The following is a 24,301-nucleotide window of genomic DNA, read 5'->3' on the forward strand; positions in this document are numbered from 1 at the left end:
AACTACTTACATATGTTTGAAAATGATATATTCAAGTTTTTCACACTACTACTATTAGAAATCATTTTAGGTATAGATAATGTGATTTTTATATCACTTGCCGTTATAAAAGTACCAGATACCATACGCAACAAAGTAAGATATATAGGACTAGCATTAGCATTAATAATGCGACTCATTGCATTACAAACAGCATCGATATTATTGTCACTAAATAAACCAGTAATATTCCTAGCACAACTTCATTTATCACCCAATAACTTATTTATGATATTTGGAGGAGTATTCTTAATATATCACAGCATATGTGAAATATTGGATGACATTTCAAAAAAAGCTCATGATAAGAATCTTCATAACTTAAGATCAAACCCTTACTTGGTAATACTACAGATAATATTAATAGACTTAGTATTCTCAATAGATTCAATACTCACTGCTATAGGAATTACATATAACATTTTTATAATCCAACTAGTATTTATAATATCCATAATACTTACAATCTTATTTTCAAAGCATATCATAGAAGCTATTACAAAATACAGTAACATCAAAACTATAGCTGTTATGTTTGTATTAATATTAGGTATAATACTAATACTAGATGGAATACATATTAAAATATCCCATAATTATTTATATTTTACCTTTACCTTTTCTATCCTCGTTGAAATAATAAATATTATAAAAAAGTCAAGAAATAGCCTAATACAGTAAAATTAATAAGCACAATAGGTAATTTATTTATTCATCGTACAATGATATCTCTAAAAATTCATACATAAATTGTAAAGAGACATATATAACATAAATAAAATATGTTATATATACCGTAATCATTCACAGGATTATATTTAATCACAATAAACAATTAGCTCTTTAAATATTACAATTAATATTGTTACCAGTATAATTATATTACTAAAATTAAAATTTTGTTTTGTTTGTAATTTTGATTTTAAGTATTTTTATTAGATGTTTAAAGAGTATTGACAATATTACTTATTTACTTTAAAAAAAAGGGTTTTGACAATTTTTAGTTTTTAAGTAGACATCAATATTTCTAAAACAGAAATGAAATATAAATCTTTTTTTTATACAAGGAATACTACAACTATAGTGGTAAGTTCAGTTTACATTGCTAAAGATTGTTATTTTTACAATTAAATGCCTTTAATTATATATATTACCGTATATGGTTATTATTATTTTACAGTATACAAATTCTTTACACATAAAAATTTTAAAGTTTTTTGTTATTATTTATTAATAAACTAATAGAAGTACAATATATTCTGTATTTAACTTCTTTTAAATTTGATATTCTAATAAATTGATAAAAGTATATTATACTTAAACTTTGTGATACATATCCTTTGCCTAATTATAAAGAATGATTTTTTATTGAAATAGTTAATATGTTATTCAAAATATTTGAATAACATGTAAGAATGATTGTATATTAAAGATATACTATCATTAGTTCATAAAGTATATTCGTACCTTTAATGGTTAATAATATAATGTATTTACATATTAGATATCATTTATAATAACATACAAAATGCTTCAATAATAATAAATATACACAATACATACTACTGTGTTTATTAAATAAACACATATAACAAATCACTGTTATAACTTAACATTATAGCAATAATATTAACCAACACTCCACAGAAAAACTTAACTATACACAGTTACTGCTTGATTACTACTGATTACTATTTTGTTACAATACACATAACATTTTACTAATTAACTGATAATTCTAGCGTTGCGAAATTATCATAAATATCATTATTTAAATACAACAAGAATAACACATAATAATATTAACAATGTACACTAGAAATAATAACTAACAAGATATAAAAGAAATTATTTAGATTCTAATAATTGGTTTACTCTTACTAAATTATCAAAATGATAATCAATTTTAAAATATAATTTCGGTACATATCTAAGATCTACATATGAAAATATAGCCTTTCTTATTAAAAATGAAACATCATTTAGTTCTTTTACAAGATTTTCTTTATCTGGATGATCATCGGAAATTACAACAAATACAGTAGCATTTTTGACGTCTTTACTCACTTCTACTTTAGATACATTAACTATACTACAACCTATTGAATAAATATCATGTATCAATACTCTCGATATTGCTCTGCTTAATACTGAAGCAACCTTTAAATTTCTAAAACTCTCAGATTTATAAATCATTGTATAACTCTAATTTCTTCTACTATCTCAAATATATTCATAACATCACTTTCTGGATATATCTCTTTTGAATAATCAAGTAAAATACCACATTCAAAGCCAGCAGTAACTTCCTTTACATCATCTTTAAATCGACGTAAGACTTTAATCTTACCCTCATGTATAATATTATTATTACGAACTAACTTAACTAATGCACCTTTTTTTACCAAACCACTTGTTACATAACACCCAAGTACACTACCGTTATTACCTACAGAAAACACTTTTCTCACAGACAAAGTACCTATCTGTACCTCTTGTTTCAATGGCTTCAACATACCAGTTAGTATCTTCTTAATATCATCTATTATATCGTATATAACAAAATAATGCTTTATTTCGATATTTTTCTGTTTTGCCAATTCTTTTACTTGCGTATCCGTTTTAACATTAAATGCTAAAATTATTGAATTTGATGTCTCCGCCAATAAAACATCTGACTTTGTAATATTCCCTACACCTTTATATAGAATATTAACTCGTATATCTTTATGAGTAATTTTACCAATTGAATAACATATAGCTTCTATAGAACCCATAACATCACACTTTAAGATAACGTTCAACTCATCAACCATATCATAAAGCAATATATTACTCTTATCGACTGCTGGCTGTTTACTCAATTCCACATTTAGTAAATCTTGCCTATAATTAATTAATTCACGTGCTTGTTTTTCAGAATCTACAACAATAAAACTAGTACCAAAATTTGGGACATTATTTAAACCAAATACCTTAATTGGCATTGAAGGAATAGCAACTTTTTCACTTCCACCATCTGCATTAAACATACTACGCACCCTACCATAAGCTTGATTACCTGCAACAATAATATCACCAACTTTCAAAGTACCTTTTTGTACTATTAACGTAGCAACTACTCCACAATTCTTATCAACTTTTGATTCAATTACTGTACCAGATGCCCTAGTATTATATACAGCTTTTAACTCCAACAAATCTGCAATCAACAATATACTTGATTTTAACTGATCTAAGTTTATTTTCTCCTTTGCTGATACAGGAACAACAATAACATCACCTCCTAAACTTTCTGCTACCACTCCATGCTGTAATAAAGCATTAGTAATTCTATCTAAATCAGCATCATGCTTATCAATTTTATTAACTGCAACTATCATAGCAACATTAGCTGCCTTTACATGATTGATAGATTCAATAGTTTGTGGCATAATACCATCATCAGCGGCCACTACTAGCACTACTATATCAGTAACATTAGTACCATGAGCTCTCATAGCAGCAAATGCTTCATGTCCTGGTGTATCAATAAAAGTTATCTTCTTATCTCCATTTAATGTGATTTGGTACGCACCTATATGTTGTGTTATTCCTTTAAATTCCCCATCAACAACGTTTGATTCACGTATAGCATCAAGCAATGAAGTTTTTCCATGATCAACATGTCCCATAACAGTAACAACTGGTGCTCTAGGAATCAATTCCATATTATTACCATCAGAATATAAATCATTCTCTAATTTAGCATTGTCTACCAACTTAAATGTATGATTGAATGCTTCTACTATAATAGAAGCTTGATCAGAATCTAGATAATCTGTTAACTTAATATCATGCTTTCCTGTCATTTGATATAACACTTGTTGCACATCTTTTACTCGCTCAGACATGCTATTAGCTAACTCTTGAACAGTAATTTTATTAGGAATTAATACTTTACGAGTAATTTTATTTTTTACAGATCTATTTGTAACACGGTTTTTCTTACTTCGATAATTTTTTATAACTTGTTTATTATTATCTTCTTCCAGTTCTTCTTCAATTACTAACTTTACATGTTTAGTATATGTATTGTTAGACATTACCTTTTTTGGATTACCTTTCTTTTCTTCATGCTCTTTTTCATATTTTTTAAGCTTTTTCCCTTCAATACCTTTGTGTTCTAATAGATCACTAATATCATCTGATTGATCACCATTCTTCTGATCACCAGCATCATCTAGGTTAGAAGATACAAATTCATCCAACATTACAACGTCTTGAAAATCTTTATCACCATGTTCACTATCGGTTACTGGATCAACAATAACTTTTTCAGAACTATCACTCTCTATTAACAAATTATCATTAGGTAATACAACATCAACAGATTGTTCTACTTCTGCTTTAACACTGATAACTTCTTCCTCAATATGCTTATTACTATCACTAGATAACTCTTCTCTTTTTTCATTATTACTAGCATTTTGTAAAGCATTCATACGAGAAATCTGCTCTTGTATAGTAAGAGAGTTTTTATCTTCAGAATTTCCGTCTATATCATTATTTTGTAATAATAAAGAAGACCTAGCAGCTTCATCAATATTTTTTCTTTTTTTACTCTTACGTACTTCTACTGTAGTAATAGATTTATTTAAAGAAAATTTATTACCCTGTTGTATATTTGAAGATATCTTTAATTTATCACTAAGCTTAAGTGTTGTACGTTCAACCTTCCCTGATGTCAATTCATTACTCGCAACACTTTTAGACTCATTCATAGATAACTACCTAAAACAAAAGTTCACAACCATCCAATCTTTCTACGAGACTCTAATATAATAGAGTCGATTTGATCCTTAGTTAATGCAACATTAGGAACAATTTCGTAAAACTCATCTGTACACAATCCAGCTATATCCTCAAGATTATTAATACCACTTTCAGATAATGCAATAATATCACTTGGCTTTAAAAATGGTAATACTGCAACATCCTTATCAATAGGTAAACTTTCTAAGATCTGTTTTATTTCAGCATCCTTACGTGTTAAATAGTCAGATGCCCTATTCTTCAATTCTATTGCAATCTCTTCATTAAAACCATCTATAGCAGAAATATCACTAACAGATGCTTGATCTATATCTTCAATACTAACAAACCCTTCAGTAAATAACAACTGACCTATTATCTCTTCTACATCCAAACCTTCAACAAATATTCTTGAACCTACTGTTAATTCCTTTGCCTTCCGAGTAGATTCAGTTTCATCACCTATAACATCTATTTTCCAGTTAACCAACTCAGATGCTAATCTAATATTTTGTCCATAACGTCCAATTGCTAAACTTAATTGATTTTCAGGGATTATTAACTCAACTTTTTCTTTATCTTCATCAATAATAACTTTCAACACCTCCGCTGGAGCAATAGCATTAACTATAAACTTAGGAAGCTCAGGAGAATATAATACTACATCAATTTTTTCTCCATGTAGCTCAGCAATAATACTTTGAATCCTTACACCTCTAGCACCAACACATGCACCTACTGGATCTATGTTTTTATCAGAAGAAAATACAGCAACTTTTGATCTTGAGCCTGGATCTCTTGCTATTGCCTTGATTGTAACAATTCCATCGTATATTTCTGGTATTTCCTGCTTAAATAATTGTTCCATAAACCCTTTGTTAACTCTTGAAAGAAATATTTGAGGACCAGAATTTTCTTTTCTCACATCTTCTATATGGGCCTTAACTCTATCACCTACACGAAATACTTCGCCTTTGATCAGATTAGAAGCTGATAAATAACCTTCATTACCATTTAAATCTACAATCACATTATTATATTCGATACGTTTAGCAGTACCATAAACTATATCACCTATACGGTCTTTAAAGCTTTCATATTGTTTTTTTCGCTCTTCTGAAACAATAACTTGAGCTATTTTTTGCTTTGCAATTTTCGCAGAACTATAATCAAGATCAATAACAGGTAAAGGTTCTAACATTATATCACCAAGCTTAGCATTTTCATCAATCTGCTTAGCTTCTGTTAATGTAATAAGCTTATATTTATTTACGTCAGCATGATCTATTTCATTTTCTTTCCCTTCAGGAATAACAACTTCACCATTATCACTGATAACTAATACCTGCCTATAAGTAGAAATTAAACCTGTCTTTTTATCAACAGTTACCTTAATCTTACAATTGCCATACCTACTACGACTAGTTAATTGTATTGCTTCTTCTATAGCTCTGATTATTACATCTAAATTTAAGCCCTTTTGATCAGCAATATCCTTAGCCACCCTTATCAATTCCAAATTATCAAAATTTTGTAGATTAGCCATAAAAACCCTTAGTAAAACCTATGTACAAACAATTAAGATTTAGTACATTTGATTATTAAATAAAAAATGACAGATACCTAGATAAAACTGCGATAGCAGTCTATATTATAAACATTACCCAAGTCAAGCAATTTCTCCTAGTAGCAAACCATCCTATCAGACTTATTAATTCTATTACATTTTCCCAATACAAGCAATGCAGGAGTAAAAAATAAAGTAATTACAGTAGCTAATAATAATCCAATAGATATAGTATATGATAACTCACACCACAACTGGCTTGATGGAGAATTATAGATAACTCTTTGATTAACAAAATCAAAACTTATACGGAATACCATAGGTAATAACCCAACAATCCCAGTAATAACAGTTAACAATATAGGTCTTAATCTTGATATAGATGCTTTTATTATAGCATCTTTTTTATCATTTATATTACTTATATTAGCATAAAAAGCATCAATCAATAATATATTATTATTTACTATAACACCAGCTAATACAATAATACCAACACCACTCATCACTACAGAAAAAACATGATTTGTAACAAAAAGCCCCAAAAACACACAACTAGTTGATAAAAAGATTGCTGTCATAATAATAAATGTATCATAAAAACTATTGAATTCAGTAAGCAAAATCAACATAATAAGTACTATGATTATTAAGAATGCTTTAACTAAAAACTTAAGAGATTCTTCTTGATCTTGTATTTCTCCTTTTAATTCAACTAATACTTCTGGATCCATATTTTTCTTCAATTCTTTATTTAATAAACTTACCATATCATCTAACAAATACCCATTAGCCAAATCAGCAACTATACTAATAGTTCTTTTTCCATTTATACGGCTTATTATACTATCTTTGTGTTGAGCTTTATGAGTAACAAAATCACTTACAGCAGTATATCCATGAATAGTATTAACAAATAAATTATCTATTGTGTTCAAATTACGATACTCTTTAGAAAACCTCAAAAAGATATCAACTTCATCATTAATATTATCTGGATGATACTTATTTAGCATTATTCCATTAGCTATCATTTTGATAAATTGACTGATCATTGAAACATCAACTCCAAATTTTGCTGCTTTATTTTTATCAATATCAATCTTCCATTCCAACTCTGATGATGATCTATTATCTGTAATATTTTCAAATCCTAACGAATTTTTCATTACATAAATTATCTTATCTGCAACATTATGAATTTTATCTACATTATATGAGCTGATATCAATACGAATTGGTTTACCAGTAACTGGCTTAACTCTTTCCTCTAATACCTCTATAATCACACCCCTAATATCTTGTAGTTTTTCCATAACTTCATTTAATATTTCTTCAGACTTTCTACGAAGAAACCAGTTTTTTAATTCTAATTGAATTTTTCCAATTACATTATTTGAATCCAGCAAATATTCAAAAAGCCCAACTTTTACATATAAAAATTTTATACCTTTAACATTAAAAATTCTTTCTTCTATCTTATTTAATATGTTATCTCTTTCAGCAATAGATAGATTACTATTTGATTTTATAGTTATAAGTATTCTCTCAGGTTCAATGCTTGGAAAGAATTCTATACCAGGACCAATTGTAAAATACCCAAACGTAGATAAAACTAATACAGCAATTACTGCACAAATAAATTTTTTTGGATGATTAAGTACACTTTTGAGTATATTAACATAACTTTTACTAAATCGTCCTAAATTTGTAAACTTTCCAGTTTCTATTGCCATAATTTTTGCAATACTTTGCTTATCAGTAACAGATGGCTTACCAATCATAGATCCTAAAACTGGAATAAATATCAAAGCCATTATCCAAGAAGCACTTAATGTTGTAATCAATGCAATTGGAATATATTTCATAAACTCACCAGTTGTTCCAGGCCATAATAGTAACGGTATATAAACCACTAGCTTTGTCAGTGTCGCTGATGCAACTGGCCAAAACATATCATATGCAGCTTGTTTGAATGCTTCTTTTCTACCTAAACCATTGATCATTTTTCTATCTGCATACTCAGTAACTACGATAGCATCATCAACAAGCATGCCAATAGCCATAATTAAAGAAAATAAAATTACTATATTTAATGTATACCCAAGTAAGTACATAACAATAATACCAAGTAAAAATGATCCTGGTATTGAAATAGCAACTAACAATGCAGTTTTAGTTCCCATAAATATCATCATAATGACAACAACTAACAGCACCGAGACAAGTATAGAATTCTGCAATTCATTTAAAACATCTGATATTTCTTCTGATTGATCTTGCAAATATATAATTGATAAATTGTGTGGTAACACGTCTTTAGTATCATGTATCATATCCTTTACCTGAGATATAGTACCAAGGATATTTTTACCTGGTTGCTTTGATATTTCTAATACCAAAGATGGCTGACCATTTACTCTTATAATTTCCGTATCATTTTGATATATTAATTTTACAGTAGCAACATCACCTACAGTTACAATAGAATATCCATCTGTTTTTATTGGTATATTCACAATATCTTGTACATTTTTCAACAAACCAGACACATGTAGTGCATATTTACTAGACGTCACATCTAAGTTTCCAATATTGATAAATTGATTATTATTCAATATAGAATTAATCACTTCATGCACTTGCAAGTTGTACATATTAATTGCATTAGGTGAAACATTGATTTCAAGAACATCTTTACGATTTCCAATAATTTTCACATTTTGTACATTTGATAATCCTTCTAATTTAGCTTGTAAATTTCGTGCGATTTTAAATAATGCTCTATCAGGAAGATCACCTGTCAATGCAATATTTAACACAGGTAACAGACCTAAGTTCTCTTGATTTACTACAGGAAAAGTTGCTTCCTGTGGTAACTTAGCACGAATGATATCTACTTTTGATCTTACATTATCCAAAGCTTCTTTATCATCAAATCCTGCACTAAATTCCAATATAACATTTGCATATCCATTTTTTGCTAATGAAGTAACTTTAGTAACACCTTTAATTGACATTACTTCTTGCTCAATAGGATAAATTATTAGCTTTTCTATATCTTCAGATGACATACCTTGTAATACAGTATGAATAGATAAAACTGGCTTTTTAATTTCAGGATTTTTCTCTTTAGCAATATCAAAATAAGAATAAGAACCAAATATCAATATTACAATCAATAAGAATATAGATACCCTATTTCTTTCTAAAAATATTTCAGATATTTTTCTCATTTTCTAAATTACATACTAAATTAATTAAAACAAGAGATTTAATACCACAATATGGATAAAAATACTTTATTTATATATACAATTGTAGTTTTTTTACACTACTTATTATTTTGCTCAATATATCTACATGCTAATATTGAGACTTCGTACAACAATAGCATTGGCACAGCCAAACCTACTTGACTTAATACATCAGGTGGAGTTAATACAGCAGCAATAATAAAAATAATCACTATTGCAAATCTTCTTTTCTTCGCTAAAACTCTTGCTGGTAAGATACCAATCCTAGACATTAACGTCAAGAATATAGGTATTTGAAATGCTACTCCAAATGCAAACATCAATTGTAATACCAAATCTAAATATTCACTAACTGATGGCATAAATTCTATAGGTACACCCATTGAAGCATCTCTATTTTCAAAGGCAATAAAAAATTTCCAAGCTAAAGGGAATATATAATAGTATACCATTGCTGCTCCAGCAATAAACAACAGTAATGCTGAAATCAAGTAAGGCAAAAGAATTAACTTTTCCTTTTTGTATAAACCAGGAGCTAAAAACATATATAATTGCCATATAAAAACAGGGCAAGAACATAATAAAGCTGCCATAGTAGCAACTTTTAAATATACAAAAAAAGCTTCTGTTAAATCAGTATATATTAAAGAAAACTCAGAATTAGAACCTTCTAATTCTATTAAAGGAATTAATAAGAAATTATATATTTTTTCTGAAAAAAAATAGCATACTCCAAACATAATACAAAAAAATGCAAAACAAAAGAATATCCTATATCTTAATTCCTCAAAATGCTTAAAAAAGGGCATTTCACCATTTGTAGATTTCATTATACAAATTACCTTTGCACTTTTTAATCAGTGATAATAAATACTAACATAATTTTCAATAATTGATACAAATTGCTCAAAAATATTATTACCTTCTAAAGTACATAATTTTTCACCATTTTGATATACAGCAGCTACAGATCTTTCACCATAACCAGGCATACTAATTCCCAAATTAGCATGCTTGCTTTCACCAGGCCCATTAACTACACATCCCATAACTGCTATAGTCATATTCTCAACTCCAGGATTTGCATTTTTCCATACACTCATACGATCTGCTACATATTTATTCACATCACTAACTAACTGATGAAAATACTTTGGATTAGTCCTATTACATCCTGGACATGAAGTAACTTGCACAGAAAAATTTCTTAACCCTATACTTTGGAGAATTTCTTGACACAATTTTACTTCATTAGTTCTTGATTCTCCAGGCTGTTGAGTTAATGAAACCCTAATAGTATTACCTATACCATGAAGTAAAAGATAAGATATTCCAGCTGAACTACCAACAATTCCTTTTACACCAGATCCAGCTTCTGTCAAACCTAAATGCAGAGGATAATCACAAATCTTTGACAACATAGTATATACAGATATTAAGTCACGTACTTTACTCACTTTACAAGATATAACTATTTTATTCGCAGGCAAACCAACTTTTTCTGCATGTTTAGCACTTGTTATAGCAGAAATTACTAATGCCTTCCTTAAAACTACATAATCTGGATCAGGAGTACCACGTAATGAATTATCATGCATCAATTTTGCAGCCAAATACTTATCTAAACTTCCCCAGTTAACTCCTATTCTGATAGGTATATCATTTTTTATTGCAAACTCAATAATATCTTCAAAATTTTTATCTCTTTTATCTCCAAAACCTATATTTCCTGGATTAATCCGTATTTTCCCTAAAGCAAGTGCACATTCTGGATATTGTTTTACTAATCTAGCAATCTCATACTGTCCACAACCTATAATCATTTTACTATTAAAACCATGATTAATTAATACATCTCTAATATAAGGAACACTTTTTATTGCTTTATCTGAATTAATTGCAATTCTTACTAATTCAGACCCAGCCTGTGCAAGTTCTAATACTTCACGTGCATCTTGATAAACATCTCCAGAACCACCAAGCGCCATTGACTGTACAACTATAGGATTATTACCACCAATTATCACATCACCCACTTTAACTTCATGAGTGAATTTACTTCTGTATACAATAGCGTTTAGCAAATCATATTCATTTAAAATTCTGTCCACAAAATCACACTGCATATCAAACCTACTACAACAACCAGACGTAACTATAACATAATATAAAGATTAAACAAATCTTCTATTCTGCTAATAATAGCATTATTCTAACTTAATAAAGCTAATGTACTTCTGCTATAATAGTGCGTAATAAACCATATTGTAATATAAAGTGCTGTATATAAAAATCATATACTACATAAATTTTATTAATGAATTAATTTACTACTATTTCATTTAAAATTCTGTCCACAAAATCACACTGCATATCAAACCTACTACAACAACCAGACGTAACTATAACATAATATAAAGATTAAACAAATCTTCTATTCTGCTAATAATAGCATTGTTCTAACTTAATAAAGCTAATGTACTTCTACTATAATAGTGCGTAATAAACCATATTGTAATATAAAGTGCTGTATATCAAAATCATATACTACATAAATTTTATTAATGAATTAATTTACTACTATTTCATTTAAAATGATGTCCATAAAATCACACAATATGTAATAAATCCTCTTAAAATGACCAGATATGGATCATAAGATAATATAAAACTTAAATAATCTTCTAGTTTTACTAATAACAGCATTAAATGCCATTAACTAATTACTTGTTTATGCAAAATAGTATCTAGTAAATCATATTTATTTGCATATAAAACTGTTAGTATAATCACAATACAATATTATAAAATACATCTCTTGAGTTAGAAAGCATATAAACTTCACTTACAAACTAAATAAATTAATATTCTAAATAAAAGATCCCAGTAAGTTCAAAAATTAATTTAGATGACATTGAATATAAAACTAATACATAATACACGGTAATACAAAAACCATATATTTAAGATAATCATTAACGCAGATTAGTTCATATTATTCATAATAATAGGTAATAGAATAATCCTCATCGTATTCTTCTTTTACTTTTACATCTTTCTTATCATGCTGCTTAACTGATTTTTGCTGATTTTTATTATCATACTTTTTATTTACATTATCCGATAAAGGAAGATTATTATCACCAGGACCTTTACTATTATTTTTCTCTACATCTTTAGTAACGTTCTGTTCACTTAATTCTGGTAAAAAGTGAGTAACTTTGTGTGTAGTATCTTGCTTACTATCCTTATGATCATTAATAATAGTCTTTGAATTATTATCTCCTTTTAAAGGTTGATGATTACCTAAATCTTTTTCCTTATCATTATCTTTTGAAAAATCTAACAACAAATGTAATTTACTTTCATCAGTATTACTATGATCCTTTCCTTCAACAACTGGAAGCTTACTTATATCTAACTTAGATTTATCTTCAGGTAAAGATTTGCTCTTATCCTCTTTCACATGAACCTTATTTTTATCTAATTCAGAAGATTTACTTTCAGTTGATACCTTAGCTTTATCTTCTTTAATTGCAGGAAGCTTACTAACATCTGATTTAGATGTATCTTCAGGTAAAGACTTGCTCTTATCCTCTTTTATATGAACCTTATTTTTATCTAATTCAGAAGATTTACTTTCAGTTGATAACTTAGCTTTATCTTCTTTAATTGCAGGAAGCTTACTAACATCTGATTTAGATGTATCTTCAGGTAAAGACTTGCTCTTATCCTCTTTCACATGAACCTTATTTTTATCTAATTCAGAAGATTTACTTTCAGTTGATACCTTAGCTTTATCTTCTTTAATTGCAGGAAGCTTACTAACATCTAATTTAGATGTATCTTCAGGTAAAGATTTGCTCTTATCCTCTTTCACATGAACCTTATTTTTATCTAATTCAGAAGATTTACCTTCAGTTGATAACTTAGCTTTATCTTCTTTAATTGCAGGAAGCTTACTAACATCTGATTTAGATGTATCTTCAGGTAAAGACTTGCTCTTATCCTCTTTTATATGAACTTTATTTTTATCTAATTCAGAAGATTTACTTTCAGTTGATAACTTAGCTTTATCTTCTTTAATTGCAGGAAGCTCACTAACATCTGATTTAGATGTATCTTCAGGTAAAGACTTGCTCTTATCCTCTTTCACATGAACCTTACTTTTATCTAATTCAGAAGATTTACTTTCAGTTGATAACTTAGCTTTATCTTCTTTAATTGCAGGAAGCTTACTAATATCTAATTTAGATGTATCTTCAGGTAAGGACTTGCTATTATCCTCTTTTATATGAACCTTACTTTTATCTAATTCAGAAGATTTACTTTCAGTTGATACCTTAGCTTTATCTTTCTCCACTGCTTCATACTTTTCTTCAACAGGAACATGGTCATCAAGTAATTTTTCTTTAACATCTAATTTTTTACTTACACTTTTACTACTTACGTGCTTCACATTCTTCTTAGAAAGCTTACCTGACTTGTCTTGTAAATCATTATGTTTTTTTATAACATTATCATTTTCATAATCATCATCTATAGATTGAACAAACCTAGCACCTGCCACATCAGCTAAGTTAATTCCATTACTATCTACCATAAGTTGTAAATCCTTACTTTCCGATAATCCATCATCTTGTATAGGATCGTATCTATTTATATGCTTATTATCCAGTTTACCATATTTTTTTTTTGACACATTCTGCTGATTACCGTCTCCTACTAAAGCATCCCTACGTTCTTTGTAAACTGAATAAGCACGAGAAAACTCTTGGTTGCTTTCAAAAGATTCACCACCAGGATTATAAACTGGAGAATATTTACGACTAAATTGATATTTAGTTTTATTACTACACGAAATAATAAAACAACAAATCAATATCAACAATGTATTTAATACACGCACAAACATCCGATACCTATATGGATAAGTTCTACACTATAATACATTTATACTAAATATACTATGATAAGTAAACGCATTATTTACAATAAATACAAATTTTTTATTATTTAAAATATATTTATCCACAATTAAATTAAGATTTATCTAATAAAATATTAATAAATTATTAAAAATCTATATACATCAGCAAATACAAAACATGAAATACTATTTTTCAAAACAATCGTAGTGTAAACCAATATAAGCTTTTATATAAATTAGATAACTAATTCAATTTACAAATGATATCAGATGCAACCCTTCTTGCTATAGAATCACATTCCAGAATATCTGATAAGGAATTAATATGCAAACAATCAACCATATCTAATGTACTATAAATCACATTCACAATATCAAGAAATCCTATTTTTCTATTTAAAAAAGCATCAACTGCAATTTCATTAGCAGTATTAAAAATAATACTATTTGCATGAATATTTGATGTTCTAAGAATTTCAAAACCTAATCTTATTCCAGGAAACTTGTTAATATCAGGCTTCATAAATGTTAACTGATGGTATGATGCCAAATTCAACTTTTTATACAACATAGACATTCTATTTGGCCAGGACAATGTGTACATAATTGAAATTTTCATATCAGGAACAGACATAAAAGCAATACAAGCACCATCTACATAAGACACTATACCATGTACTATCGCTTCAGGATGTATAATTACATCTAATTTTTCTGGTTTTACTGAAAACAAATGATAAGCTTCTATAATTTCAAGAGATTTATTGACCATAGTTGCACTATCAACGGAAATCTTTTTACCCATTTTCCAAACTGGATGTTTTATTGTTTCCTGAACTGTTATATTTCGCATTTGATCATAATCCATATATAATAATGCACCACCAGATCCAGTAATAGTAATCTTATCTATGTTTTCTCTGTCATTACTATGAAGTATTTGAAATATAGCATTATGTTCTGAATCTACAGGAATAACATTAACATTTTTTTCTCTTGCTAAATTAAATAATAATGTTCCACCACAAACAACACTTTCTTTGTTTGCCAAGGCAATAACTTTAACACCAGCACTAATCAAATATACCATAGGTACAAGTGCAGCTATTCCTACAATAGCCATCATAACATAATCCACATTCAATGATGCTGCCATTTGCATCCCAACATCACCAACACTAATTTTAACATTAGTACCAAATAATAAATCCTTTAATTCTTTATATAAACCAACATCTGCAATAACCACCATTTCAGCATTAACTATCTTAGCTTGAAATGCTAGTAATTGAACGTTTGACTTTGCAACTAATGCTTTTACTTGATAACTATCAGAACTAGCAAGTATCACATCAATTATCATCTGACCAATAGCTCCGGTCGAACCAAATATAGAAACTGTTTTCACAAAACTAATATAAAAAACTTCAACAAACTATATATCGAATATTCACATTATTATCCATTAAAAAAATTAAAATGTAAAAAATAACCTATAACTGGCTTCACATATCCAACTAATAAGAAAAACACTAGATTAATTAATACTGTAGTCAATAGAATAAAAAGCAATCCATTACTCATTATCAAATTACAAGAATGATCATTACTTTCATCAAAATACATCACTTTAATAATTCTTAAGTAATAGTAACAAGAAATAACGCTAATAAATGCAAAAATAACTGCAATTTCTATAAAACCATTTTCTATCAAGCTTGATAATACATAATATTTTGTAAAAAATCCACCTAATGGCGGTATACCTGCCATAGACAACATAATTACAGAAATACAAAATGCTATCATAGGGAACTTGTGATGTAATCCTGTAAGACTAGAGATAGAATAATCGTCATTTTCATACTGCATCAAAAATGAGAAAAGGCCTATATTCATAACAATATACAATAATAAATATAATATTACAGAAACATTAGCATCAAAGGTATTCATAGCTAATGCAATCAACATATACCCAATATGACCAATAGCAGCATATGAAAATAATCTTTTTAGATTATTTTGTCTTATTGCACAAAATGCTGAAATACAAATAGATAATATAGATACAAAAATCATGATCTGCTGCCAATTTTTGAACAGATCAATTAGCACTTCATTAAGTAATCTGATTAATAAAAATATAAATGCACTTTTTGGAACAATAGAAAAAAATGCCGTCATAATAGTCGAAGTTCCTTGATATACATCAGGAACCCACATATGAAAAGGAGCGACAGATAATTTAAAGAAAATGCTAATTAAAATAAGTACAATACCTAAAATTACACCTAAAGATACAACCTCACTTCCAGAAAAGAAATTATGTAATTCATCAAAACCAACCTGTGCTGTATACCCATATAACATGGAAATCCCATACAACATAATACAAGAAGATAGTGCACTTAAGACAAAATACTTGATTCCCGCTTCAGAAGATTTAACAGCACTCTTATCAAAGCATGTCAATGCATATAAAGTTATACTTTGTATTTCAAATGACAAATAGAAAGAAAGTAGGTTATTTGCAGAAATTAAAGTAATTAATCCAAAAACTGCAAATAAGATCATAATAGAAAATTCATAACAATAATTTCTACCAGATGCTAATAGCATTAACAAAAGAGTAATACTAGAAAATAAAATAACAATTTTCGAAATAGAAATATATAGATTAGATTTTAAAAGTCCATCAAAAATCAACCTAGGCTCAACTTCAATACTACTTATTACAATACCAATAGTAACTAATAATGTAATTACTGAAGAAATATGTATAATTTTTTTATCTACAACAATTCCCAATAATAAAAGGATTAAAGATGAACTGATTAAAAAAATTTCAGGTATTATATAAACAAAATTATTCCAATACATAATAATCTCAAATACTACTAAAGTATAAGTTTCTTAACGACAATTGCTCCATAAATGGAGACAAAGATTTTAACAAAATATAATAAGGATATATTCCAAATACTAGTACAAGAGTAGCTAAAATAATTAAAATAAATAACTCATTCTTATTAAGGTCACATACAATTAAACTACTATTAGATGCTCCCCAGATTATTTCTTTAGATAAAAATAACATATATACAGCACCTAATATAACTCCAGTAGCAATCAAAGCTGCAAATAATTTAGAATAATGAAAAACTCCTAATATAGACAAGAATTCCCCTACAAACCCTGAAGTACCAGGTAAAGCAATAGAGGCCATAGTGAAAAATATAAACATTATAGAAAACTTTGGCATTACTTTTGCTAAACCACTATATTTTGATATCTCTAAAGTATGATTCCTATCATAAAGCATACCAACACAAAAAAATAATGCTGCAGATATCAACCCATGACTAATCATTTGAAATATAGCACCTGATATTCCATATTCATTAAAAGAAAATATCCCTGCAGTAACAAATCCCATATGAGCAATTGAAGAATATGCAATAAATTTCTTAATATTACTCTGAACAAAAGAAATTAATGAAGCATAAATAACACCAATAATACTCAATATTATAACAAAATTTGAAAAATACATATTAGCTTCTGGTAACATGGGAATAGAAAATCTAAGTAATGCATATGTCCCTACTTTGATCAAAATACCAGCCAATAATACAGATCCAACAGTTGGTGCTTGAACATGGGCATTAGGCAACCACGTATGAAAAGGAACAATAGGAATTTTTATTGCAAAAGAGATAAAAAATGCACACCATAACCACTTCTGAGCTTTTATATTTAAAAAGTTAGGTAAAATGTAACTTAATTGTTCTATATTACTTACCTTATCAGAAAAAAGATATATATATATAATAGCTATTAAGAATAACAAAGACCCAGCTAAAGTATATAAAAATAACTTAAATGTAGCATATATCCTGTCTTCATGTCCCCAAATTCCTATAATAAAAAACATAGGAATTAAAACAGATTCAAAAAATATATAAAACATTATAATATCAAGTGAAGCAAATACTCCGATCGTTAATCCTTCTAATAATAATAATAATGCAATAAACGTACGTAAGTTATATATCTTCATATTAAAAAGAGAAAACACAGTACATAATAAAAACAAGAAACTCGTTAATAATATAAGAGGTAATGATAAACCATCTACTCCTATTGAAAAACCATGTAACAAGTTACATATAAATTGATATCCCTTATATGAATAGTCAAATTTTATAGCTATAATAAAGTTGAGAATAAATGTAGCCCCAGAAGATATTAGAGAAATTACCTTTATCAATACTGAAGTTGTCTTAAAATTATTAATTGTTAATAAGCACGACCCTAATATTGGCAACAAAATCATAAAAAGCAGCATAAGGTTTTAAAATCCTGTATTATTATAAATTAACCACATGACAATACTTATCAATCCTAATAACATTACAAATGCATAATCGAAAATAAAACCAGTCTGTATTTTAACACTACCTTTTGATAAGGAATTTACCGTTCTAGTAATACCACCTAACCCAAAATAATCAATAACTTTTTTATCAATAATTTGTGAAAAAAAGTCAGCAATTAATTTAATAGGTATTACAAATACGTAATAATATAATTCATCAATATACCATTTTTTATACAAGAACTCAGTTAACCTATGAAACTTAAAAAAAGTAAAATAGTTAAAATAATATCTTAAATATGCACACACTATCCCTAAAACACTTAAAACTAAAGGTAATAACTTTATTAATAACCCAACATCTTCATGGGTGTGTATTGTAAGGCTACCTTTCCAAAATATATGATCATTTATTAGTAATACCTTTTCCCCCCACATACCAGAAAATATAGAACCTACGGATAATACTAACAAAGGCAAAAGCATTACTTTTCCTGACTCAAATATAGATTTTTTTTCTGAATCAATACCATGAAAAACAATTATAATTAATCTCCAAGAATAAAATGCAGTTAAAAATGCAACTATGTTAGATATTATAAAAGCAGTATTACTAACATTATAACTACTTTCAATAATCAAATCTTTTGAATAAAAACCAGCAAATGGAAAAATACCTGCTAATGCTAAAGACCCTATCCAAGTTAACACATACGTGAATGGTATTTGACGCCAAGAAGCACGTATTTTATAAATATCTTGCTCATGTGTAGAATGAATTATATTACCAGCACATAAAAACAACAATGCTTTAAAAAAAGCGTGTGTCATTAGATGAAATATAGCAACACTATATGCTGACAAACCACATGCAAGAAACATATATCCTAATTGGCTACAAGTAGAATATGCTATTATCTTTTTTAAATCAGTTTGAACAATAGCAATAGTAGCAGCAAATAAACAAGTAATTGTTCCCACAATTAATATAAAATGACGTGCTACATCTGATAACTCAAATAATGGAGAACATCTAACAACAAGAAATACTCCAGCTGTTACCATAGTTGCAGCATGAATCAATGCTGAAGCAGGAGTAGGCCCCTCCATAGCATCAGGCAACCACGTATGTAAACCAATTTGAGCAGACTTACCCATACATCCAATAAAAAGCAGTACACATATAACATCTATATAAGGGACTTGATAACCAAAAAAATTAATTATACCAATTCTATAATCTGAATTCACTATACTATGAAATACTCTAGCAAAATCTAACGAATCAAATACTAAAAATACTGCTATAATCCCTAATATAAAAAAAAAATCACCTACTCTATTTATAATAAATGCCTTCATTGCAGCTTTAGTAGCTGAAGATTTTTCAAACCAAAATCCTATCAATAAGTAAGAACATAGACCAACACCTTCCCACCCTAGAAACAATTGTAAAAAATTACCACTTGTTACTAAAATTAACATAAAAAATGTAAATAATGACAAGTATGACAAAAACCTAGCTGCTCCTACATCATGAGACATATAACCTATTGAATATATATGTACTACTACTGACACTGTATTCACTATAACAAGCATAATAATACTCAAAGAATCTAAATACAACGACCAGTGAATTTTTAAATCATAGACTTGAATCCATGAGAATAAATCAATAATATAGCTATTTTGAAAATTGAAAAATAAATACCACGATAATAATGATGAAGAAGTGATAAAAAAAACAGCACACAACTGTGCAAAAAATCGATGACTTATTATATTAGCAAAAACAGAACCTATTAAAGGTAATAATACACATAATAGCTCTATTTTTATCATAAAACTGATCTCCAATAAATTACTATTTTTAATATTTAAACATAAATAACTAGACAAAAAAAGTACATTTTCATTATTCTTTCATCTTATTTGCTGTTTCAATATCAATATTTCCACAACTCCTAAAATATACAACAATAATTGCTAATCCCACTGCAGACTCTGCAGCTGCAACTGTCAAGATAAACATGACAAATACTTGCCCTAAGATATTGTCAAGATATACTGAAAAAGCAGCAAAATTGATATTAACTGCTAATAACATTAGTTCTATTGATAACAAGATTGTTATAATATTTTTGCGATTTATAAAAATACCACAAATTCCAGTAGTAAACAGTACTGCAGCTAAAATTAGAAAATGGTTTAGAGTAATTCCAGCATCAATCAGAGTCTTCATAACTTACCCCTCCTCTTACCTTAACATCTACATATTTTACAAAGGGAGATCTACTTATCTGAATATCTGGACTTTGCCTACGTATATTATTACCTTTATCACGCAAAGTTAATACTAATGACCCAATTATCGATATTAATAGCAATACACCAGACAAGTGAAATATATACATATACTTTGTATATATTAGATTGCCAATAGCCATAACATTACTAACATAAGGCTTAGATTCTGTAACTAAGTCAGCTGTTGCAGAGTGTTTTATAATAAATACCATATTAACAAAAAGTATCATTCCACTTATTAATCCTATAACAAAATATTTCGTAAAACCATGCTTAAATCTTGAATAATTTATATCCAACATCATTACAACAAACAGAAATAATACAGCAACAGCACCAACATATACTATTATAACTAACATTGCTATTAATTCTGCACCTAATAATATAAATAAGGTGCTAGACATAAAAAATGTTAAAATCAAGAATAAAACAGAATATACAGGATTAGATACATAAATTACAGCTATAGAAGATAGTATTACTAATACTGCAAAAAAATGAAAGAAAAAATAAATCATTATATTTCTATCTGTTTAATGATTAACAAATTTAGCCAAAATCATCTAAAGTATAACTAATAAAATATTCAAGTAAACTACTAATTAGTAACTTAAAAGCCATCATACATTAACTGACTAAAGATTTAGGCCATATATTTAAACAACAAAGCATAAATAAATTCTTAAATTTTTAAGCAAAAAAATCCATTCTCTGGGTATACCTACTAAATATATACATAAAGCTCTAGCACTCTATATAAAATAGACCCATTTTAATAGCACATAATCTACTTATCTATAAAATAACAAAATATATTGTTAGTTTAAAAATACTAATTTACTGAAAATTCATTTGGTAAATATTTTTATTAATTTTACAAATACTGAATTAAGTAATTTTTATAAATATTACAAATATATACAATCAGGTCATAGTGAATATTATATCTTAAAGAAGACATAACTATTTTCTTTGATTTAATTATTTTACTACATTACCCACCTTATTTAGTGTTAATCCTTTAACAATTGCAGTCTCAGCAATACTCACAATTATTAAGTTACTTTGAAAAGAAAGTTCATCCATATTAATAAAATAGCATACATAACATAGGAATAATTATTAAGATAAAATATCTTTAGTTTTTATATAAATTTACTACAAGCATTATTATACTAATCACTATATCTTTATTGTATAAATTTAGATAATCAAAATATTACCTTGCATTATAAAACTATAATATAATCAAGATACTCAACATATATAATCTAGATACAACTACATCATATCAAGATTGTAAAACTCATATATTAACAATAAAGTACTGAATAAGTCAATTTATTGCTTAATTATGATAACACTCAAACAACTTTTTGTGATTTTTTTATGTGATAATACCTAAATAGAATGTAATGAGAAGAAAAATTGTTCTCTAAAAATTAATTAAAAGATTGTTATAAATGATATTGTATCTCACCTATATTGTAAAATAGACATGTTATTTTTTCTATGATTTTCTAATACAATTATCTATTCTCTCTTCAATAACACCTCTAAAATGTCTAATTAAACCTTGTACTGGCCAAGCTGCAGCATCACCAAGAGCACAAATTGTATGTCCTTCTATCTGATAACTAATACTTAATAATAAATCAATATCATCATATGTAGCAGTTCCTTTTACTAGCTTCCTCATGATTTTCCACATCCAACCAGTACCCTCACGGCATGGTGTACACTGCCCACAAGATTCATGCATGTAAAAATGTGATAACCTTTCTATAGCTGCAATTATATCTGTTGATTTATCCATCACTATCAAACCTGCAGTACCCAAACCAGATTGCACAGCCCTTAAAGAATCAAAATCCATAGTAATAGTATCACAAATAGATTTTGGAAGCACAGGAACTGAAGAACCACCTGGTATTACTGCTAATAAATTATCCCATCCACCACGAACACCTCCTGCATATTTCTCTATTAACTCTCTCATAGGAATACCTAATTCCTCTTCTACATTACACGGATTATTAACATGTCCTGATATGCAGAAGATTTTAGTACCAGTATTATTCTCCTTTCCAAGAGATGCAAACCAATTACTACCTCTTCTTAAAATTTCACCAATTGTTGCAATAGTTTCAACATTATTAATCGTAGTAGGACATCCATATAATCCTATTGCAGCAGGAAATGGTGGTTTTAACCTTGGCATCCCCTTTCTACCTTCCAAAGATTCAAGCTGAGCAGTTTCCTCCCCACAAATATATGCACCAGCACCTCTATGAATAAATATATCTATGTCATAACCAGACTTACATGCATTTTTACCAATTAATTTTGCTTTATATGCCTCCTTAAGTGCCTCAGATAATATTAAATATTCATTATAAAATTCACCACGAATATAAATATAAGCTGTAGTCACTCTCATAGCAAACCCAGCTATTAATATTCCTTCAATAAGCCTATGTGGTTCATACCTTAATATATCACGATCTTTACATGTACCAGGTTCCGACTCATCAGCATTAACAACTAAATACGCTGGCTGTCCTTCTTTTCTGGTTTTTGGCATAAAACTCCACTTAAGTCCTGTAGAAAAACCTGCACCACCCCTACCACGTAATCCAGATTTTTTTACTTCTTGAATAATGTGTTCTGAGCCTAAATTTAATATATCTAAGATATTACTCCAAATACCTCTACTTTTTGCAGATTTTAAAAATGGAGAACCTTGACCACTAAGATTAGTAAAAACTTTGTCTTTATCTTCTAACATAAAGCTTTAAATAAACAAGAACTAAAAATTGGAAACTAAAAAACAGACATCCAATATAAACATATTGATTCCACATATTAAAACTATATAACTGTTATCTAAATAAATACAACACAACTATATAAATTTTACTAAAACATTAATACAATTGGTGGGCTTGGGAAGAGTTGAACTTCCGACCTCACGCTTATCAGGCGTGCACTCTAACCACCTGAGCTACAAGCCCAATATA

Annotated in this window: 15 protein-coding genes and 1 tRNA gene; 1 reads left to right on the forward strand and 15 read right to left on the reverse strand. The window is 28.0% G+C overall.

What is annotated here, in order from left to right:
* The first annotated feature begins 12 nt into the window (after positions 1–12).
* A complete protein-coding gene (locus ERUM_RS02560) occupies positions 13–720 on the forward strand; it encodes a TerC family protein (protein WP_011155148.1) in 708 nt (235 codons plus the stop codon).
* A gap of 1,167 nt (positions 721–1,887) precedes the next feature.
* Here ERUM_RS02560 and rbfA read toward each other — a convergent pair.
* The 15 genes from rbfA to ERUM_RS02635 all read right to left on the reverse strand — a co-directional run bounded on the left by rbfA (position 1,888) and on the right by ERUM_RS02635 (position 24,295).
* Positions 1,888–2,235: a 30S ribosome-binding factor RbfA gene (gene rbfA / locus ERUM_RS02565; protein ID WP_011155149.1), complete on the reverse strand. Its 348-nt coding sequence runs from the start codon at positions 2,233–2,235 to the stop codon at positions 1,888–1,890.
* Positions 2,232–4,802 carry a translation initiation factor IF-2 gene (infB, locus tag ERUM_RS02570; protein ID WP_011155150.1) on the reverse strand — a complete coding sequence of 857 codons (2,571 nt, stop codon included), beginning with the start codon at positions 4,800–4,802 and terminating at the stop codon, positions 2,232–2,234. Before infB ends, rbfA begins: the two co-directional genes overlap by 4 nt.
* A 23-nt stretch (positions 4,803–4,825) precedes the next feature.
* A complete protein-coding gene (gene nusA / locus ERUM_RS02575; protein ID WP_011155151.1) occupies positions 4,826–6,379 on the reverse strand; it encodes a transcription termination factor NusA in 1,554 nt (517 codons plus the stop codon).
* Positions 6,380–6,516: 137 nt separating this feature from the next.
* Positions 6,517–9,636 carry an efflux RND transporter permease subunit gene (locus ERUM_RS02580; RefSeq protein WP_011155152.1) on the reverse strand — a complete coding sequence of 1,040 codons (3,120 nt, stop codon included), beginning with the start codon at positions 9,634–9,636 and terminating at the stop codon, positions 6,517–6,519.
* Between the two features lie 98 nt (positions 9,637–9,734).
* Entirely contained in the window at positions 9,735–10,487 is a 753-nt protein-coding gene (gene tatC, locus ERUM_RS02585) for a twin-arginine translocase subunit TatC (RefSeq protein WP_011155153.1), read from the reverse strand.
* A 27-nt stretch (positions 10,488–10,514) separates the two neighbouring features.
* Positions 10,515–11,783 (reverse strand): flavodoxin-dependent (E)-4-hydroxy-3-methylbut-2-enyl-diphosphate synthase, encoded by a 1,269-nt coding sequence (gene ispG, locus ERUM_RS02590; protein WP_011155154.1) that lies wholly within the window; start codon positions 11,781–11,783, stop codon positions 10,515–10,517.
* An 869-nt stretch (positions 11,784–12,652) separates the two neighbouring features.
* A complete protein-coding gene (locus ERUM_RS02595; protein ID WP_011155155.1) occupies positions 12,653–14,572 on the reverse strand; it encodes a TRP75-related protein in 1,920 nt (639 codons plus the stop codon).
* 259 nt (positions 14,573–14,831) lie between these two features.
* Positions 14,832–15,995, reverse strand: a complete 1,164-nt coding sequence (gene dxr / locus ERUM_RS02600) for a 1-deoxy-D-xylulose-5-phosphate reductoisomerase (protein ID WP_011155156.1) — start codon at positions 15,993–15,995, stop codon at positions 14,832–14,834.
* 50 nt (positions 15,996–16,045) lie between these two features.
* Entirely contained in the window at positions 16,046–17,470 is a 1,425-nt protein-coding gene (locus ERUM_RS02605) for an NADH-quinone oxidoreductase subunit N (RefSeq protein WP_011155157.1), read from the reverse strand.
* Positions 17,471–17,477: 7 nt separating this feature from the next.
* A complete protein-coding gene (locus tag ERUM_RS02610; protein WP_011155158.1) occupies positions 17,478–18,938 on the reverse strand; it encodes a complex I subunit 4 family protein in 1,461 nt (486 codons plus the stop codon).
* Positions 18,939–18,944: 6 nt separating this feature from the next.
* Positions 18,945–20,813, reverse strand: a complete 1,869-nt coding sequence (gene nuoL, locus ERUM_RS02615) for an NADH-quinone oxidoreductase subunit L (protein ID WP_011155159.1) — start codon at positions 20,811–20,813, stop codon at positions 18,945–18,947.
* A 73-nt stretch (positions 20,814–20,886) separates the two neighbouring features.
* A complete protein-coding gene (gene nuoK, locus ERUM_RS02620) occupies positions 20,887–21,213 on the reverse strand; it encodes an NADH-quinone oxidoreductase subunit NuoK (RefSeq protein WP_011155160.1) in 327 nt (108 codons plus the stop codon).
* Positions 21,197–21,799, reverse strand: a complete 603-nt coding sequence (locus tag ERUM_RS02625) for an NADH-quinone oxidoreductase subunit J (protein ID WP_011155161.1) — start codon at positions 21,797–21,799, stop codon at positions 21,197–21,199. The genes nuoK and ERUM_RS02625 overlap by 17 nt, the downstream gene beginning before the upstream one ends.
* Positions 21,800–22,791: 992 nt before the next feature.
* Positions 22,792–24,069 (reverse strand): NADH-quinone oxidoreductase subunit NuoF, encoded by a 1,278-nt coding sequence (gene nuoF, locus ERUM_RS02630; protein ID WP_011155162.1) that lies wholly within the window; start codon positions 24,067–24,069, stop codon positions 22,792–22,794.
* Between the two features lie 149 nt (positions 24,070–24,218).
* Positions 24,219–24,295 (reverse strand) — tRNA-Ile (locus ERUM_RS02635).
* Positions 24,296–24,301 lie beyond the last annotated feature (6 nt).

Origin of the sequence: Ehrlichia ruminantium str. Welgevonden (assembly GCF_000026005.1) — a bacterium.
Lineage (GTDB): Bacteria > Pseudomonadota > Alphaproteobacteria > Rickettsiales > Anaplasmataceae > Ehrlichia > Ehrlichia ruminantium.

Coding starts and splice junctions, on each gene's coding strand:
- ERUM_RS02560 (WP_011155148.1), top strand. CDS start 13: ATGTTTGAAAATGATATATTCAAGTTTTTCACACTACTACTATTAGAA.
- rbfA (WP_011155149.1), bottom strand. CDS start 2,235: ATGATTTATAAATCTGAGAGTTTTAGAAATTTAAAGGTTGCTTCAGTA.
- infB (WP_011155150.1), bottom strand. CDS start 4,802: ATGAATGAGTCTAAAAGTGTTGCGAGTAATGAATTGACATCAGGGAAG.
- nusA (WP_011155151.1), bottom strand. CDS start 6,379: ATGGCTAATCTACAAAATTTTGATAATTTGGAATTGATAAGGGTGGCT.
- ERUM_RS02580 (WP_011155152.1), bottom strand. CDS start 9,636: ATGAGAAAAATATCTGAAATATTTTTAGAAAGAAATAGGGTATCTATA.
- tatC (WP_011155153.1), bottom strand. CDS start 10,487: ATGAAATCTACAAATGGTGAAATGCCCTTTTTTAAGCATTTTGAGGAA.
- ispG (WP_011155154.1), bottom strand. CDS start 11,783: ATGCAGTGTGATTTTGTGGACAGAATTTTAAATGAATATGATTTGCTA.
- ERUM_RS02595 (WP_011155155.1), bottom strand. CDS start 14,572: ATGTTTGTGCGTGTATTAAATACATTGTTGATATTGATTTGTTGTTTT.
- ERUM_RS02605 (WP_011155157.1), bottom strand. CDS start 17,470: ATGTATTGGAATAATTTTGTTTATATAATACCTGAAATTTTTTTAATC.
- ERUM_RS02610 (WP_011155158.1), bottom strand. CDS start 18,938: ATGCTGCTTTTTATGATTTTGTTGCCAATATTAGGGTCGTGCTTATTA.
- nuoL (WP_011155159.1), bottom strand. CDS start 20,813: ATGATAAAAATAGAGCTATTATGTGTATTATTACCTTTAATAGGTTCT.
- nuoK (WP_011155160.1), bottom strand. CDS start 21,213: ATGAAGACTCTGATTGATGCTGGAATTACTCTAAACCATTTTCTAATT.
- ERUM_RS02625 (WP_011155161.1), bottom strand. CDS start 21,799: ATGATTTATTTTTTCTTTCATTTTTTTGCAGTATTAGTAATACTATCT.
- nuoF (WP_011155162.1), bottom strand. CDS start 24,069: ATGTTAGAAGATAAAGACAAAGTTTTTACTAATCTTAGTGGTCAAGGT.